We start from the raw sequence: 14056 nt of genomic DNA, 5'->3' as shown, positions 1-14056 counted from the left end.
CCCGTGGTCCACCTCGCCCTTTACCAGCCCGAGATCCCGCAAAATGCGGGCAACGTGGCCCGCACCGCCGCCGCCTTGGGCTTTCCCCTCCACCTCATCCATCCCCTGGGCTTTCTCTTGGGAAGCCCCAAGCTCAAGCGGGCGGGGCTGGACTACTGGCCCCACGTGGACCTCCGGGTCCACGATACCTTTGAGGCCTTCCTCCAGGCCCTGCCCCCGGGGACCAGGGTCTTGGCCTTCAGCGCCCGGGCGGGGGAAGACCTGTACCAGGCCCGCTTCCTCGAGGGGGACTGCCTCCTCTTCGGCCCCGAGACCCGGGGGCTTCCCCAGGAGGTCCTGGCCCGCTTCCCCGCCCTCAGGATCCCCATGCCGGGGCCCGTGCGCTCCCTGAACCTGGCGGTGGCCGTGGGGGTGGCGGCCTACGAGGCCTACCGCCAGCTTAAGGCCCGCTCCTAAAGGGGCGGAAGAGGCCAGAATAGAAGCGTGCGGGCTTATTCCACCGCCCACCTCTCCTTCCCCCTGCCTGAGGGGCACCCCTTTCCCCTCTACAAGTACCCGGGGGTGGCCGAGGCCCTGGAGGGACTTCTCCACATCCTTCCCGCTCCCGAGGTTCCCCGGGAGGCCCTCTTCCTGGCCCACGACCCGAACTACTTGGAACGGCTCTTCGGCGAAGGGCTCAGCCGGCAGGAGTCCTTGCGGCTTGGCCTGCCCTTCAGCCGGGGCCTTCTCCTCCGCGCCCTCCACGCCGCCGGGGGGACCCTCGCCGCCGCCCTGGACGCCCTGGAGGGGGGCCTCGGCCTCAACCTCGCCGGGGGCACCCACCACGCCTTCCCTGACCGGGCCGAGGGGTATAGCCTCTTCAACGACGTGGCCGTGGCCGTCCGCTGGCTCCGCGTGCGGGAGGGGTTTCGGGGCCGGGTTTTGGTGGTGGACCTGGACGCCCACCAGGGGAACGGCACGGCGGTCTTCTTCCAGGAAGACCCTTCCGTCTTCACCCTCTCCCTCCACGGGGAGCGGAACTACCCCCTGAAGAAGGAACGGGGCGACCTGGACGTGGGCCTCCCCGATGGGGTGGGGGACGAGGCCTACCTCTGGGCCCTGGAGGAAGCCCTGGAAAAGGCCCAGGGTTTCCGGCCCCACCTCGTCTTCTACAACGCCGGGGTGGACGTCCTGAAGGGGGACCGCTTCGGCAGGCTCGCCCTAAGCCTGGAGGGGGTGAGGCGGCGGGACGAGCGGGTCTTCCGCTTCGTGAAGGCCTTGGGCGTTCCCCTGGTGGTGGTCATGGGCGGGGGGTACAACCGGGACCCTGGGCTTACCGTGGAGGCCCACGCCGGGACCTACCGCCTGGCCCTGAGCTCCTTGGCGTAGGTGGCCACGGCCTCCTCGAGGCTAAAGCCCAGGTTGCGGTAAAGTTCCAAGGCCCCCTTCTCGTGGTCGTGGGCCCGCACCCGGAAGAGGGTCGCCCCCCTCCTCTTGGCGAGCCTGGCGGCCTCGGAGAGGAGGGCGCGGCCGATGCCCTGGCCCCGGGCCTCGGGGATGACCCCGATGTAGGCCACGTTGGCCTCCTTCCCCTCCAGCTCCACCTCGGCCATCCCCACGGGCTTTTCCCCCCGGTAGGCCACCAGGAGGTGGACCGCCGGGTGTTGGAAGTGCTCCTGGAGTTCCTCGTCCGTCCACTTGAGCCTTAGGGCCCAGCCCTCCTCGCTCTCCCGGTACAGCTCCCGGTAGACCTCGGGTCCCGGGAAGCCCCTCTGGATCCGCACCCCCTCGGGGGTGGGGTAGTCCAGGCCCTCGGGGTTTTTCACGAAGAAGTAGGTGAGGTGGAGGAGGTCGTACCCGGCCCCCTCCAAGACTTCCCGGAGGGTGTGGTTCTCCTCCCGGGGGAAGGCATAGAGCCTTTCCACGCCGAGCTCCTTGGCCCGCTCCTCGGCGGCCTTTAAGAGGGGGGGAGGTCCTCCTTCCGGTAGGCCAGGGGGCCTTCCAGGGCCGCCCCGTCCCAGAAGGGGTAGAGGCCCACGTACCCCACCACCGCCTCCCCCTCCAGGAGGACCAGCCCGTCCTCCAGCTCCTCGGCCAGGCCCTCGAGGTCCCGGGCCTCCGGGGCCAGGACCCCCCGCTCGGGGCTTTGGTCCATGTGGCGGAGGAGCTCTAGAAGCCCCGGCAGGTCCTTTCTGGCCACGGGCCGGATCATGCCCTTAGTTTACCCCCTCCCTAGGGGCAGGGGGCCAGGTTGAGGGCCTTCACCACCCCCTCCACCCCGTAGAACTCCACCAGGGAAAGCCTGGCGTAGTCCTGCTCGAGCCTCAGGCCCTCTTCCGGTGGGAGGGGGAGGGCGAGGCTTAGGGCGGCCCGGTTCAGGGTGCAGTTGCCCACCAGGAGGATGGCCTGGCCGGCGTGCTTGGCAAGGAGGCCTTTCACCGCCCGCTTGCCCCGCTTCCAGGCCTCCGCCACGCTTTCCCCTTGGGGTGGGGCGAAGCCCGCCTCGTCCGCCGTCCAGGCGGCCACGGCCTCGGGGAAGCGGGTCTGGACCTCGGCGAAGCTCTTCCCCTCCCAGAGGCCCCAGCTCCTTTCCCGGAGCTCGGGGAGGAGGGAGAAGGGGACGGAAAGCCGCTCTCCCAAAAGGGCCGCGGCCTCGGCCTCCGCCAGGCTGTCGGCGGCGTAGATGTGGGCCACGGGGTAGCTCCTGAGGAGGGGGAGGAGGGCGAGGAGGGCCCTTCTCCCTTCCTCGCTCAGGGGAAGCCCCGGGTGGCTGTAGAGGAGGTGGTGGGGGTTCTCCACGGGGCCCGCCCGGGTGAGGAGGAGGGTGGTCTTCCGGTGGGGGCCCTTCAGGAAGTGGGCGAGGAGGCCCATGACCGTAGAATACGGGGGTGGAGCAGTGGGTCATCGTGAACCCCGCCGCAGGCCGCGGCAAGGTGGGGAGGCTTTCCGGGGCCATCCTGAAGGCGGCCCGCGCGGAGGGGGCCAAGGCCTTCCTCACGGAGGGGCCGGGCCACGCCACCGAGCTCGCCCGCCTTGCTCCCGAGGGGGCCCGGGTGGTGGCCGTGGGGGGGGACGGCACGGTGCACGAGGTCCTAAAGGGCCTCGCCGGCACCGGGAAGGTCCTGGGCGTGGTCCCCATCGGAAGCGGCAACGACTTCGCCCGGATGCTAGGCCTTAGAGGCCTTCCCTGGCCGGAGGCCTTGGAGCTTGCCCTTCACGCCCCTGAGGAGGCGGTGGACCTGGGGGTGGTGAACGGGGAGCCCTTCGGGGCCTCCCTGGGGATCGGCTTTGACGCCCTGGTGGCCAAGAAGGCCCTTTCCGCTCCCGCTTTCCTCCGGGGGATGCCCCGCTACCTCTACGCCCTCTTCGGGGTGCTCAAGGACCTGCGCCTGCCGGAAGGAAGGGTCCTGGTGGACGGGGAGGAGGTCCACCGGGGAAGGATGCTCCTCCTCGCCGCCATGAACGGCCCCGCCTACGGGGGCGGCATCCCCATGGCCCCCATGGCCGACCCCCGGGACGGGAGGCTTTCCGTGGTGCTGGCGGGGGAGTTTTCCCGGCTGGGGGTGGTGTTCATCCTGCCGAAGCTCCTTCTGGGCCGGCACCTCGGCCATCCGGAGTTGCGGGCCTACGCCGGGCGGGAGGTCCAGGTGGCCTTCCCCCACCCCGTCCCCGCCCACGCCGATGGGGAGCTTCTTGCGGAGGCCTCCCTTTACCGGGCCGAGGTGCGGCCCTTGGGGCTTAGGGTGGTGGGGGGAAGGGCTCTGGCCCGGGGAAAGGCGCCCCTGCCCCAGCCTGCGGGGGCCTAGAAGGCTCCCCGGATGGCCGAGTCCCGGACGAACTCATCCTTGGGCCTTTCCAAGGCGGCCTTTAACCGTTCCGCCGCCCGGGCCAAGGAAGCCATCTGCGCCCTAAGCTTCGTTTCCCTCGTCAAGGAGGATCCCTTCCTTTTCCACCGCCTCCCTAAGCCCCGGGGCCCAGGAAACCTCCACCAGGTCCAGGGACTGGAGAATGGGTAGGTCTTCCAGGGCTTCCCTAAGCTCCGCCAGGGTGGCCAGGTCCAGGGGGGGGTCGGCGAGGAGGGCCAGGTCGTAGTCCGAGCGGGGGCCCGCCTCCTTCCTCGCCCGGGAACCGAAGAGGTAGAGGCGGTAGCGCCGCCCCTTGAGCCGCTTTCGCACCCGGCGCCTTACCTCCTCCAGGACCTCGCCCTCCGTCACGGCCCCATTCTACCCGTATACTTATCCCATGCGCGGCCTTTCCCAAAGGGTCCAGGCCATGAAGCCCTCGGCCACGGTGGCGGTGAACGCCAAGGCCCTCGAGCTCAGGCGCAGAGGAGTGGACCTGGTGGCCCTGACCGCCGGGGAGCCCGACTTTGACACCCCCGAGCACGTGAAGGAGGCGGCGAGACGCGCCCTCGCCCAGGGCAAGACCAAGTACGCGCCCCCTGCGGGGATCCCTGAGCTTAGGGAGGCCTTGGCGGAGAAGTTCCGCCGGGAAAACGGCTTGGAGGTGGCCCCTGACCAGACCATCGTCACCGTGGGGGGGAAGCAGGCCCTCTTCAACCTCTTCCAGGCCATCCTGGACCCCGGGGACGAGGTCATCGTCCTCGCGCCCTACTGGGTGAGCTATCCCGAGATGGTGCGCTTCGCCGGGGGGGTGCCGGTGGAGGTGGAGACCCTCCCCGGGGAGGGCTTCGTCCCCGACCCCGAAAGGGTGCGCCAGGCCATCACCCCCCGTACCAAGGCCCTGGTGGTGAACTCCCCCAACAACCCCACGGGGGCGGTTTACCCCGAGGAGGTCTTGAGGTCTTTGGCGGAGCTCGCCGTGAAGCACGATTTCTACCTGGTCTCCGACGAGATCTACGAGCACCTCATCTACGAGGGGGTCCACTTCTCCCCGGGCCGGGTGGCCCCCGAGCACACCGTCACCGTGAACGGGGCGGCCAAGGCCTTCGCCATGACGGGCTGGCGCATCGGCTACGCCTGTGGGCCCAAGGCGGTCATCCAGGCCATGGCCAACGTCTCCAGCCAGTCCACCACCAGCCCCGACACCATCGCCCAGTGGGCCACCCTCGAGGCCCTCACCAACCAGGAGGCCTCCCGGGCCTTCGTGGAGATGGCCCGCGGGGCTTACCGCAGAAGGCGGGACCTCCTCCTGGAAGAACTTTCCGGGATGGGCCTTAAGGCCGTGCGCCCCAGCGGGGCCTTCTACGTGCTCCTGAACACCGCTCCCTTCGCCGAGGACGAGGTGAAGGCGGCGGAAAGGCTCCTGGAGGCGGGGGTGGCGGTGGTCCCGGGCACGGACTTCGCCGCCTTTGGCCACGTCCGCCTCTCCTACGCCACCAGCGAGGAAAACCTCAAGAAGGCCCTGGAGCGCTTCGCCCGGGCCCTGGCTCAGTAGCGGCGCCTCTTCCCGGGGGCGAGGAGGAGAAGGGCCCCCAGGGTCACGCACACATCCGCCAGGTTGAAGACGGGGAAGTTGGCCACCAGGGGGATGGGGGTGCCCAGGTCCAGGTAGTCCACCACCCACCCCCGGCCCAGGCGGTCCACGCCGTTGCCCAGGGCCCCCGCGGCGAGGAGGGAGAGGGCCAAGGCCCGCCAGAAGGAGTAGGGCCGCCTCGCCAGGAGGAAGAGGAGAACCCCTCCCACCAGGAGGCTCAGCCACCCCAGGAGGTAGGCCCGGCCCTCCAGGAGGCCAAAGCCCGCCCCGCTGTTCCGCACCAGGGTGAGGTAAAGGAGGTCCCCGAGAAAGGGCCTGGGCACGGGGGAGAGGTTTTCCAGAGCCCAGAGCTTGAGGATCTGGTCCAGGGCCAGGAGCAGGGGTACGAGCACCGTGGGCATCCCCAAAAGTCTACCTTGTGCTATACTCCAAAGGGTTTGCCTTCGGGCAGGAGGGTGCCATGTCCAAGGTGTGCGAGATCAGCGGGAAGCGGCCCATCGTGGCCAACAGCATAGAAAGGCGGGGTAAGGCCAAGCGGCAAGGAGGCGTGGGCAAGAAGACCACCGGGATTTCCAAGAGGCGCCAGTACCCCAACCTGCAGAAGGTGCGGGTCCGGGTGGCGGGGCAGGAGGTCACCTTCCGCGTGGCCACAAGCCACATCCCCAAGGTCTACGAGCTCCTGGAGCGGGCCAAGGGCCTGAAGCTGGAAGGCCTTTCCGCCAAGCAGATCAAGAAGGAGCTCCTCAAGCTCCTCTGATACCCCTTCGCCGCCAGGCCTTTTGCGCCGGGGATTGCGGGTTGCGGAACCCACCTGCGGCCGCTTAGTATGGCCCCGTGGGCTGGAAGCCGGGGCACTACCTCCTTTTGGCCGTGGGCCTCTACGCCCTGGTGGCGACCCTGGCCTTGACCTCCCGGGGGCGGCAGGTGGCGGCCTTGCGCCAGGAGGTGGCGGTCTACCGGGCCAAAGCCCAGTGGGTCCCGGAGGGCTACCTCCTGCCCCTTCCCGGGGCCTGCCTGCCCTCCCGCCCCGAGAACCTGCCGGGCGCCCCCCGACCCTACCGCAAGGGGGTGAGCGCGGGCTTCGTGTTCCAAAACGGGGACGCCTGCGTGCCCGTGGTGCGGGGGATGGGGGTGGTGGCCGCCTTCTTTGGCGAGGTGGTGAAGGTGGACCGGGACTATAAAGAGCCCGGTCCGGAGGACTTTCGGGCCCTATTGGAGCGGGTGAGGGAGGGGGCTTCCCCCGAGGAGATGGACCGGCTTCGGGGCCTCGAGGTCCACCTCCGCCATCCCGACGGCCGCACCAGCGTCTACGCCCACCTCCAGGCCCCCTACCCCGGGCTTAGAGTGGGAAGCCGGGTTCACCGCGGAGACCCCATCGGCTACCTGGGGAACACCGGCCTCCAGGGCGGGGCGCCCAGGCTCCTCTTTGAGGTCTGGGAGGGGGAGCCCGACCGAAGCCCCTTCCTCTTCCAGGGCCTTGCCGGCGAGGAGCTCCTGCGCCAGGCCAAGGCCTTCTTCGGCTTAGAATAGCCCCATGCGGGAGGCCTTCCTCCGGGTCTGGGAGAACCCCTACGTCCGGGTTCTGGTTTACCTCTTCCTCCTCTACTTGGCCTACCGCCTGCTGGTCCGGGCCTGGCCAGCCCTCTCCGTGCTCCTCGCCGCCTTCGCCTTCGCCTACCTCACCCACCCCCTGGTGCGCTTTTTTGAGGCCAGGCGCCTTCCCCGCGTCCTGGGGGTGGTCTTGGTCTACCTGGGCTTGGGCCTCTTCCTGGGCCTGGCCTCCTTCCTCGCCGCCCAGACGGTGGCGGAGCTCTCCCGCCTGGCCCAGGAGCTTCCCCGCCTCCTGGAACCCCTCCTGGCGTGGCTTGCGGGCCTGCCCGACCGGGTGCGGGCCGTGCCCGTGCCCAAGGGCCTCGAGCCCATCCTCACCGAGGCCACCCGCCACCTCCAGGGGCTTTTGCAAAGCTTTCTGGAAACCTTGGTTCGCTGGCTGCAGGGGCTTTTCGCCCAAGGGGGGAACCTTCTGGGCTTTTTCGCCTCCTTGCTGGGCGGGCTCTTCCAACTCCTCACCGCCCTTACCCTCTCCATCTACTTCCTCTACGACCTGCCCCGCCTGGGCCGGGCGGCCTTACGGGTTTTCCCCGAGCCCTACCAGCCCCTGGTGGCCGAGCTTGCGGCCAAGCTGGACCGGAGCGTGGGCGGGTACGTGCGGGGCCAGCTCCTGGTGGCCTTCTGCGTGGGGCTTATCGTGGGGGTGGGGCTCTGGCTGGTGGGAGTGCCCCTGGCGGCGAGCCTGGGGTTTTTGGCGGGGATCTTCAACCTCATCCCCTTCGTGGGGGTGATCGTCTCCGGGGTGCCCGCCTTGCTTTTGGCGGCCACGGGGGGGTGGCTCAAGGCCCTCCTCGCCCTCCTGGTGCTTTGGCTCGCTAACCAGCTGGAGGGCAACCTCCTGGGCCCCCTCATCGTGGGCCGGGCCACTAGGCTCCACCCCATCACCGCCATCGCCGCCATCCTGGTGGGGGCGAGCCTCTTCGGCCTCTGGGGCGCCCTTTTAGGGGTGCCCGCCGCCGCCTTCCTCAAGGTGCTCCTAGAGGACTACTACCGGAAGAGCCGCTTTTACCGGGAAGGCTGAAGAAGTCCAGGGGCCTAGGGAAGCCGCTCCTCCTCCGTGGCCAGTTCCTCGGGCTCCAGCTGCCCGGGCAAGAGGAGGTTCAGCGCCACTCCCGCCAGGGCGGCCAGGGCCATGCCGCTCACCTTGAGGGGCACCTCCGCCCCCGCCACTTGAATCGCCCCCAGGTTGGCCACCGCCCCGCCCAGGCCCAGGACCAGGACGGCCGAGACCACCATGAGGTTGCGGCTATGGGTGAAGTCAATCTCCGCCTCGGCCAGGGTGCGGATGCCGATGGAGGCGATCATGCCGAAAAGCAGCATGGAGATCCCGCCCAAAACCCCCTGGGGCAGGGTTTGGAGGAGGGCGGCGAGCTTGGGCGAAAAGGAAAGCAGGATGGCGAAGATCGCGGCGATGCGCAGGACCAGGGGGTCGTAGACCCGGGTCACCGCCAGGACGCCCGTGTTCTCCGAGTAGGTGGTGTTGGCGGGGCCGCCCAGAAGCCCGGCGAGGCTGGTGGCGAGCCCGTCCCCCAGGAGGGTGCGGTGGAGGCCAGGCCGGGCGAAGAAATCCTTCCCCACCACCCTCCCGTTGGTGAGGATGTCCCCGATGTGCTCCATCACCGTCACGAAGGCCACGGGGGCGATGAGGAGCACCGCCCCCCACTCCAAGGTGGCCAGGGTGAGGGGGGGGAGGCCCACCCAGGGGGCCTCGGCCAAGGGCTTGAGGTCCACCCGCCCCAGGAGAAGGGCCAGGAGGTAGCCCGCTCCCACCCCGAGGAGCACGGGGATCATCTGGAAAAGCCCCCGGAAGAAGACGGCGCTCACCACGGCGCTCAGGAAGGTGAAGACGGCGAGGAGCCAGTCCTTGCTGGCCATCTCCACCGCCACGGGGGCCAGGGTGAGGCCGATGACCACGATCACCGGGCCCGTGACCACGGGCGGGAAGACCCGGCGCACCCTTTCGGAGCCGATGAGGAGGACGAGGAGGGCGAAGAGGGCGTAGACGAGCCCCGCGGCCGCGATCCCCCCTCCGATGGCGCTCAAGGAGAAACCCGCCCCCTTGGCCGCCAGGATGGGGGAGATGAAGGCGAAGCTGGAGCCCAGGAAGACGGGGACCATCCGCCCCGTGGCCAGGTGGAAGACCAGGGTGCCGAGTCCGGCGGTGAAGAGGGCCACCGCCGGGTTGAGCCCGGTGAGCAGGGGGACCAAAACCGTGGCCCCGAACATGGCCACCGTGTGTTGGAGGCCCAGGATAAGGTGCCTTGGCGTCATACCGGGGAGATTTTATACCCTCTTCGGTCCACCAGGCCCGGTAAACCCCCGAGGAGCCTTTTGCCGGGGCCCCCATGCTGGCTTGGGCCAGCATGGGGTGGCGTTACCAGTGGCCCCCGGCGGCCAAGGCCTCGCGGAACCAGGGGGGCACCTCCTTGCCGAAGCGCCTTTCGGCGAAGGCCCGGGCGAAGTCGCCGTAGCGCCCCTCCCTTACGGCCCTTTTGGCCTCCTCGGTGAGGCGGTGGAGGTGGCGCAGGTTGTGAAGGGAGAGGAGAATCCCCCCAAGCATCTCCCCCGCGCGCACCAGGTGGGCCAGGTAGGCCCGGCTATAGGTCCGGCAGGCGTAGCAGTCGCACCCCTCCTCCAGGGGCCTTGGGTCCTCCAGGTGGCGGGCGTTTTTCAGGTTGAGGCGTCCCTCGGGGACGAGGGCGCTTCCGAAGCGGCCCGTGCGGGTGGGATAGACGCTGTCAAAGAGGTCCACCCCAAGCCCCACGGCCGCCACCAGGTCCTCGGGGTGGCCCACCCCCATGAGGTAGCGGGGGCGGTCCTCGGGGAGGAGGGCGGTGGAAAGCTCCACCATGGCGAACATGGCCTCCTTGGGCTCCCCCACGGCCAGGCCCCCGATGGCGTACCCCGGGAGATCAAACCGGATCGTCTCCAGGGTGGAGCGGCGCCTTAAATCTGGCTCCGTCCCCCCCTGGGCGATGCCGAAGAGGGCCTGGTCGGGCCGGGTCTTGGCCCTTAGGCTCCTTTCCAGCCAGCGCAGGGTGCGCTCCAGGGAGGCCTTCAGGTACTCCCGGGGGGAGGGGTAGGGGGGACACTCGTCAAAGGCCATGATGAGGTCGGCCCCCAGGGCCTCCTGCACGTAGATGCTCCCCTCCGGGGTGAGCTTGACGAGGCTTCCGTCCAGGTGGCTTTGGAAGGCCACCCCTTCCTCGTCTATGCGCCGGAGGTGCCCGAGGCTCATCACCTGAAAGCCCCCGGAGTCCGTGAGCCAGGGGCCCTTCCACCCGGCGAAGCCGTGAAGCCCCCCGAGGGCCCTAACCCTCTCGGGCCCTGGCCTCAGGAGGAGGTGGTAGGTGTTGGCGAGGAGGATTTGGCTTCCGATCTCCTCGAGGTCCCGAGGCATGAGGCCCTTCACCGAGCCCTGGGTGCCCACGGGCATGAAGAGGGGGGTCTCCACTGCCCCGTGGGGAGTGGAAAGCCTTCCCACCCGGGCCCTTCCCGCGCGGGCCTCTACGTGGAAGCGGAAGGGGTCCATCAGGCCTTGGGGGCGAAGCGGGCCCTGACGTACTCCTCCACCAGGGCGAGGAACTCCTCGGCGATCCTTTCCCCCTTGAGGATGGTGAGGAGCTTCCCGTCGGCGTAGACCGGGGCCTTGGGCTCCTCCCCGGCGCCCGGGAGGGAGATGCCGATGTGGGCGTGCTTGCTCTCCCCGGGGCCATTCACCACGCAGCCCATCACCGCCACCTTGAGCCCCTCCACCCCGGGATAGGCCCTTTGCCACTCGGGGAGCTTGGCCTTGAGGTGGCGGTTCACCTCCTCGGCGAGCTCTTGGAAGAAGGTGCTGGTGGTGCGGCCGCACCCGGGGCAGCTGGTCACCTCGGGGGCGAAGGTGCGAAGCCCCAAGGCCTGGAGGATCTCCTGGGCCACCTCCACCTCCTTGGTGCGGGGCTCCGAGGGGCCTGGGGTCAGGGAGACCCGGATGGTGTCCCCGATGCCCTCCAGGAGGAGGGGAGCTAAGGCGGCGGCCGAGGCCACGATCCCCTTCACCCCCATCCCCGCCTCGGTGAGGCCCAGGTGGAGGGGGGCCCTTGTCCTTCGGGCCAGCTCCCGGTAGACCCACACCAGATCAGGTGCCTTGGAGACCTTGGCGGAGAGGACGATCTTGTCCTCGCCCAGGCCCATCTCCAAAGCGGCCTCGTAGGAGCGGACGGCGCTTTCCACCAGGGCCTCGAGGACCACCTCGTGGGCGCTTTTGGGCTCAGGGCGCTTCGCGTTTTGGTCCATGAGCTCGGTGAGGAGGGCGGGGTCTAGGCTTCCCCAGTTGGCCCCAATCCTTATGGGCTTCCCCAGGTCCATGGCGATCCGCACCATCTCGGCGAAGTGCTCGTCCTTGTGCCGCCCCCGGCCCAGGGTGCCCGGGTTGATGCGGAGCTTGTCCAGGGCCTCGGCCATCCTGGGGTACTTGCGCAGGAGGAGGTGGCCGTTGAAGTGGAAGTCCCCCACCAGGGGCACCTCCACCCCCTCGGCGAGGAGCCTCCTCTTGATCTCGGGCACGGCCTTCGCCGCCTCCTCGTCGTTCACCGTGAGGCGCACGATCTCGCTTCCCGCCCGGTGGAGCTCCAGGACCTGGGCGGCGGTGGCCTCCACCTCCCGGGTGGGGGTGTTGGTCATGGACTGCACGGCGATGGGGTGGGCGCCCCCTATGGGGACGCGGCCCACATAGACCGTGGGGGTAGGTCGCCTCATCCCCTCCATGCTAGCCGAGGCCCGGTGGAAAAAAGGGGGGGTGGGCTACCCTTCCAGCTCCATCCCCATGATGTGGTAGCCGGCGTCCACGTAGATGACCTCCCCGGTGATGCCGCTCGCCAGGGGGGAGAGGAGGAAGAGGCCGAGGCTTCCCACCTCCTCCTGGGTCACGTTGCGCTTGAGGGGGGCGGTCTGGGCCACCCGGTCGTACATCTTGGTGAAGCCGGGGATGCTCCTGGCGGCCACGGTGCGCACGGGCCCCGCGGAGATGGCGTTCACCCGCACCCCCTTGGGCCCGAGCTCATAGGCCAGGTAGCGGACGCTGGCCTCCAGGGCCGCCTTGGCGATGGCCATGACGTTGTACTTGGGCACCACCTTCTCGCTGGCGTAGTAGGTGAGGGTGACGATCCCCCCGCCTTCCCGGAGGAGGGGCTCCGCCCTTTGGGCCACGGCCACCAGGGAGTAGGCGGAGACCTCCAGGGCCAAGAGCCAGTCCTGGCGCCTCGTGTCTATGTACCGCCCTTCCATGGCCTCCCGGGGGGCGAAGGCGATGGCGTGGACCAGGTAGTCCAGCCCTCCAAAGGCCCCCCTCACCCCGGCGAAGAGGGCGTCCAGCTCCTTGTCCTGCGTCACGTCCGCCTGAAAGAGGAGGGCCCCTCCCAGGGCCTCGGCGAGTTTTTCCGCCTCGGGGCGGAGCCTTTCCGCCTGGTAGCTCAGGGCCACCTCCGCCCCCGCCTCCTTGAGCTTGGCGGCGATGGCGTAGCCCAGGCTCCTTTGGTTGGTTACCCCCATGACCAAGGCCTTTTTGCCCGAAAGGTCCACGGTGAGCATGCCGGGATTATACCGAAGGTCCGAACACGGGAACGCCCTCCAGGGAGGCCGTTAAGGCCAGCCGCCCGTCCAGGGTGACCAGGAGCAGGGCTTCCGGGTCCCCCTCGGCCGCCACCATTGAAGGGCGTCCAGGGTCCTCGAGGGGTGGGCCTGGAGGGGGCGGAGAGCTTCCCGGCGCACCCTTTCTGCGGGGAGGACCTCGTGCCAGGCGGCCTTGAGCCTCCGAAGGCGCTTTGGGGCCAAGGCGTGGTCTTCGTCCTTAAGGACCCCTTCCCGCCTCCTCCGGCTCAGGGCCGAGGCCGCCTCCACCTCGGCGACCCAGGCCACCACCATCTCCCCGTCCTCGGCGAGGAGACCTTCCGCCCAGGGTGTGGCCGCTTCCCGCACCAGGAGGGGTACGAGGACCGAGGTGTCCCAGAACCTCATCCCTCCTCCCGTTCCTCCAGGAGGGGCCTTCCCTTTCCCCGGCGGAGGAGACCCTGGCGTTGGGTCCCAGAGCCCAGGGCGGGGGAGAGGCGGGCCACGGGCATCCCCGGTCCAGGATGAGGACCTCCTCCCCCGCCTGCACCTCACGGAGGAGCTCGGAGAGGCGGTTTTTGGCCTCGCTCACCCAGACGACCCGCATGTGCCCAACTATAGCCAGGGAAAAAGGGCCTGTTAGGCCGGTTTACACTAAGGCATGGTCCGGTTAGAGGACTACGGCACCTGGGAAGAGGCCCTGAAGCGGCTTGGGGAAAGCCGCAAGGCCCTCCTCGCCCTGCTTCGGGAGGCGGACCCCTCTTGGCTTTCCGCTCCCCTCCGGGAGGGGGCCTGGACCCCCCTCATGGTGGCGGAGCACATCGCCCTGGTGGAGGACTCCACCGCCCGGGTCCTGAGGCGCCTCCGCCGGGTGGCGACTGGGGAGAGCCTGCCCCCCGTGCCCTTCGTCCCCGGGGAGGTCAGGGACGGCAAGCCCCAGGCCCCGGAAGGGGTGCGGCCCAAGGGGGGGCTTTCCCTGGAGGAGGTCATGGCCCTTCTGGAAAAGGCCCGGGCCTTCCTCCTGGAGGAGACGGGAAGGGCCGACCCAGGGAATCCGGCCACCTTCCCCCACCCCTTCTTCGGGGAGCTCACCGCCTTGGGCTGGCTCAGGGCCGCCGCCTACCACGAGGCCCACCACCTGGAGGCCCTTCAGGCTTCCTGGGCCCGGTAGCGGGCGAGCCAGGCGTTGAGGCTTGCCGGGGATACCCCCCGGATGGCCTCCACCTTTCCCTCCCACTCCAGCACCACCCCGGCGGTGGGGCTGCCCACGAGCTCGGCGATCTTCTGGGCGGCCCTTGGGTCCTGCCGGGCGTTCACGAACTCAAAGGGGATGCCCTTCTGTGCCAGGAACATCTTCACGATCTCGCAGGGGCCGCACCCGGGGATGCCGTAAAGCCGCACCATACCCCAATAGGGTAGCAAAAGGAGAAGGCGGGTC

At 69.4% G+C, this 14056-nt stretch carries 17 protein-coding genes and 2 pseudogenes; 8 read left to right on the top strand and 11 right to left on the bottom strand.

Annotation, left to right across the window (positions count from 1 at the left end; translation table 11 throughout):
• The first annotated feature begins 3 nt into the window (after positions 1–3).
• Both ACZ5RK_RS02525 and ACZ5RK_RS02520 read left to right on the top strand, forming a co-directional pair.
• On the top strand, positions 4–456 hold the full coding sequence (locus tag ACZ5RK_RS02525; protein ID WP_464909549.1) for a tRNA (cytidine(34)-2'-O)-methyltransferase: 453 nt from the start codon (positions 4–6) through the stop codon (positions 454–456).
• Positions 457–483: 27 nt separating this feature from the next.
• A complete protein-coding gene (locus ACZ5RK_RS02520; protein WP_464909548.1) occupies positions 484–1368 on the top strand; it encodes a histone deacetylase family protein in 885 nt (294 codons plus the stop codon).
• On the opposite strand, the pseudogene ACZ5RK_RS02515 reads toward ACZ5RK_RS02520, so the two are convergent.
• Positions 1338–2191 (bottom strand): annotated as a pseudogene (locus tag ACZ5RK_RS02515) (GNAT family N-acetyltransferase). The gene ACZ5RK_RS02520 and the pseudogene ACZ5RK_RS02515 sit on opposite strands and share 31 nt — an antisense overlap.
• 20 nt (positions 2192–2211) lie before the next feature.
• On the bottom strand, positions 2212–2850 hold the full coding sequence (locus ACZ5RK_RS02510; protein WP_054647768.1) for a histidine phosphatase family protein: 639 nt from the start codon (positions 2848–2850) through the stop codon (positions 2212–2214).
• Positions 2851–2867: 17 nt separating this feature from the next.
• Here ACZ5RK_RS02510 and ACZ5RK_RS02505 point away from each other — a divergent pair, with 17 nt between their 5' ends.
• Entirely contained in the window at positions 2868–3785 is a 918-nt protein-coding gene (locus ACZ5RK_RS02505) for a diacylglycerol/lipid kinase family protein (protein WP_464909547.1), read from the top strand.
• A 102-nt stretch (positions 3786–3887) separates the two neighbouring features.
• Here ACZ5RK_RS02505 and ACZ5RK_RS02500 read toward each other — a convergent pair whose 3' ends face one another.
• Positions 3888–4193: a nucleotidyltransferase family protein gene (locus tag ACZ5RK_RS02500; RefSeq protein WP_054647644.1), complete on the bottom strand. Its 306-nt coding sequence runs from the start codon at positions 4191–4193 to the stop codon at positions 3888–3890.
• 28 nt (positions 4194–4221) lie between these two features.
• Here ACZ5RK_RS02500 and aspC point away from each other — a divergent pair, with 28 nt between their 5' ends.
• Positions 4222–5376 (top strand): aspartate/prephenate aminotransferase, encoded by a 1155-nt coding sequence (aspC, locus tag ACZ5RK_RS02495; protein WP_464909546.1) that lies wholly within the window; start codon positions 4222–4224, stop codon positions 5374–5376.
• On the opposite strand, the gene lspA is transcribed toward aspC, so the two are convergent.
• Positions 5370–5816 (bottom strand): signal peptidase II, encoded by a 447-nt coding sequence (lspA, locus tag ACZ5RK_RS02490; RefSeq protein ID WP_464909545.1) that lies wholly within the window; start codon positions 5814–5816, stop codon positions 5370–5372. The two genes, aspC and lspA, sit on opposite strands and share 7 nt — an antisense overlap.
• Positions 5817–5875: 59 nt before the next feature.
• Between lspA and rpmB the strand changes: the two genes are divergently transcribed.
• The 3 genes from rpmB (at position 5876) to ACZ5RK_RS02475 (ending at position 8047) form a co-directional block, all read left to right on the top strand.
• Positions 5876–6172 (top strand): 50S ribosomal protein L28, encoded by a 297-nt coding sequence (gene rpmB / locus ACZ5RK_RS02485; protein WP_464909544.1) that lies wholly within the window; start codon positions 5876–5878, stop codon positions 6170–6172.
• A 77-nt stretch (positions 6173–6249) separates the two neighbouring features.
• Complete coding sequence (locus tag ACZ5RK_RS02480; protein ID WP_464909543.1) at positions 6250–6945, top strand: M23 family metallopeptidase; 696 nt, start codon at positions 6250–6252, stop codon at positions 6943–6945.
• A 4-nt stretch (positions 6946–6949) separates the two neighbouring features.
• Complete coding sequence (locus ACZ5RK_RS02475) at positions 6950–8047, top strand: AI-2E family transporter (protein ID WP_464909542.1); 1098 nt, start codon at positions 6950–6952, stop codon at positions 8045–8047.
• A gap of 14 nt (positions 8048–8061) precedes the next feature.
• On the opposite strand, the gene ACZ5RK_RS02470 is transcribed toward ACZ5RK_RS02475, so the two are convergent.
• The 6 genes and pseudogenes from ACZ5RK_RS02470 to ACZ5RK_RS02445 all read right to left on the bottom strand — a co-directional run.
• A complete protein-coding gene (locus tag ACZ5RK_RS02470) occupies positions 8062–9297 on the bottom strand; it encodes a uracil-xanthine permease family protein (RefSeq protein WP_464909541.1) in 1236 nt (411 codons plus the stop codon).
• Between the two features lie 103 nt (positions 9298–9400).
• Positions 9401–10558, bottom strand: a complete 1158-nt coding sequence (tgt, locus tag ACZ5RK_RS02465; protein ID WP_464909540.1) for a tRNA guanosine(34) transglycosylase Tgt — start codon at positions 10556–10558, stop codon at positions 9401–9403.
• Entirely contained in the window at positions 10558–11769 is a 1212-nt protein-coding gene (ispG, locus tag ACZ5RK_RS02460) for a flavodoxin-dependent (E)-4-hydroxy-3-methylbut-2-enyl-diphosphate synthase (RefSeq protein ID WP_464909539.1), read from the bottom strand. Before ispG ends, tgt begins: the two co-directional genes overlap by 1 nt.
• A gap of 45 nt (positions 11770–11814) precedes the next feature.
• Positions 11815–12600: an enoyl-ACP reductase FabI gene (locus ACZ5RK_RS02455; RefSeq protein ID WP_464909538.1), complete on the bottom strand. Its 786-nt coding sequence runs from the start codon at positions 12598–12600 to the stop codon at positions 11815–11817.
• A gap of 51 nt (positions 12601–12651) precedes the next feature.
• Positions 12652–13026, bottom strand: a complete 375-nt coding sequence (locus ACZ5RK_RS02450) for a type II toxin-antitoxin system VapC family toxin (protein WP_464909537.1) — start codon at positions 13024–13026, stop codon at positions 12652–12654.
• A gap of 145 nt (positions 13027–13171) precedes the next feature.
• Positions 13172–13225 (bottom strand): annotated as a pseudogene (locus ACZ5RK_RS02445) (hypothetical protein); the annotation flags it as partial.
• 54 nt (positions 13226–13279) lie between these two features.
• Here ACZ5RK_RS02445 and ACZ5RK_RS02440 point away from each other — a divergent pair.
• Entirely contained in the window at positions 13280–13789 is a 510-nt protein-coding gene (locus ACZ5RK_RS02440; RefSeq protein ID WP_464909536.1) for a DinB family protein, read from the top strand.
• On the opposite strand, the gene ACZ5RK_RS02435 is transcribed toward ACZ5RK_RS02440, so the two are convergent.
• Positions 13768–14022, bottom strand: coding sequence for a glutaredoxin family protein (locus tag ACZ5RK_RS02435; protein ID WP_464909535.1), 255 nt, complete (start codon positions 14020–14022; stop codon positions 13768–13770). The genes ACZ5RK_RS02440 and ACZ5RK_RS02435 overlap by 22 nt on opposite strands.
• Between the last annotated feature and the right edge of the window lie 34 nt (positions 14023–14056).

It is taken from the genome of Thermus kawarayensis JCM 12314 (assembly GCF_055393575.1).
This window is presented reverse-complemented; position numbering and strand designations above follow the sequence as displayed.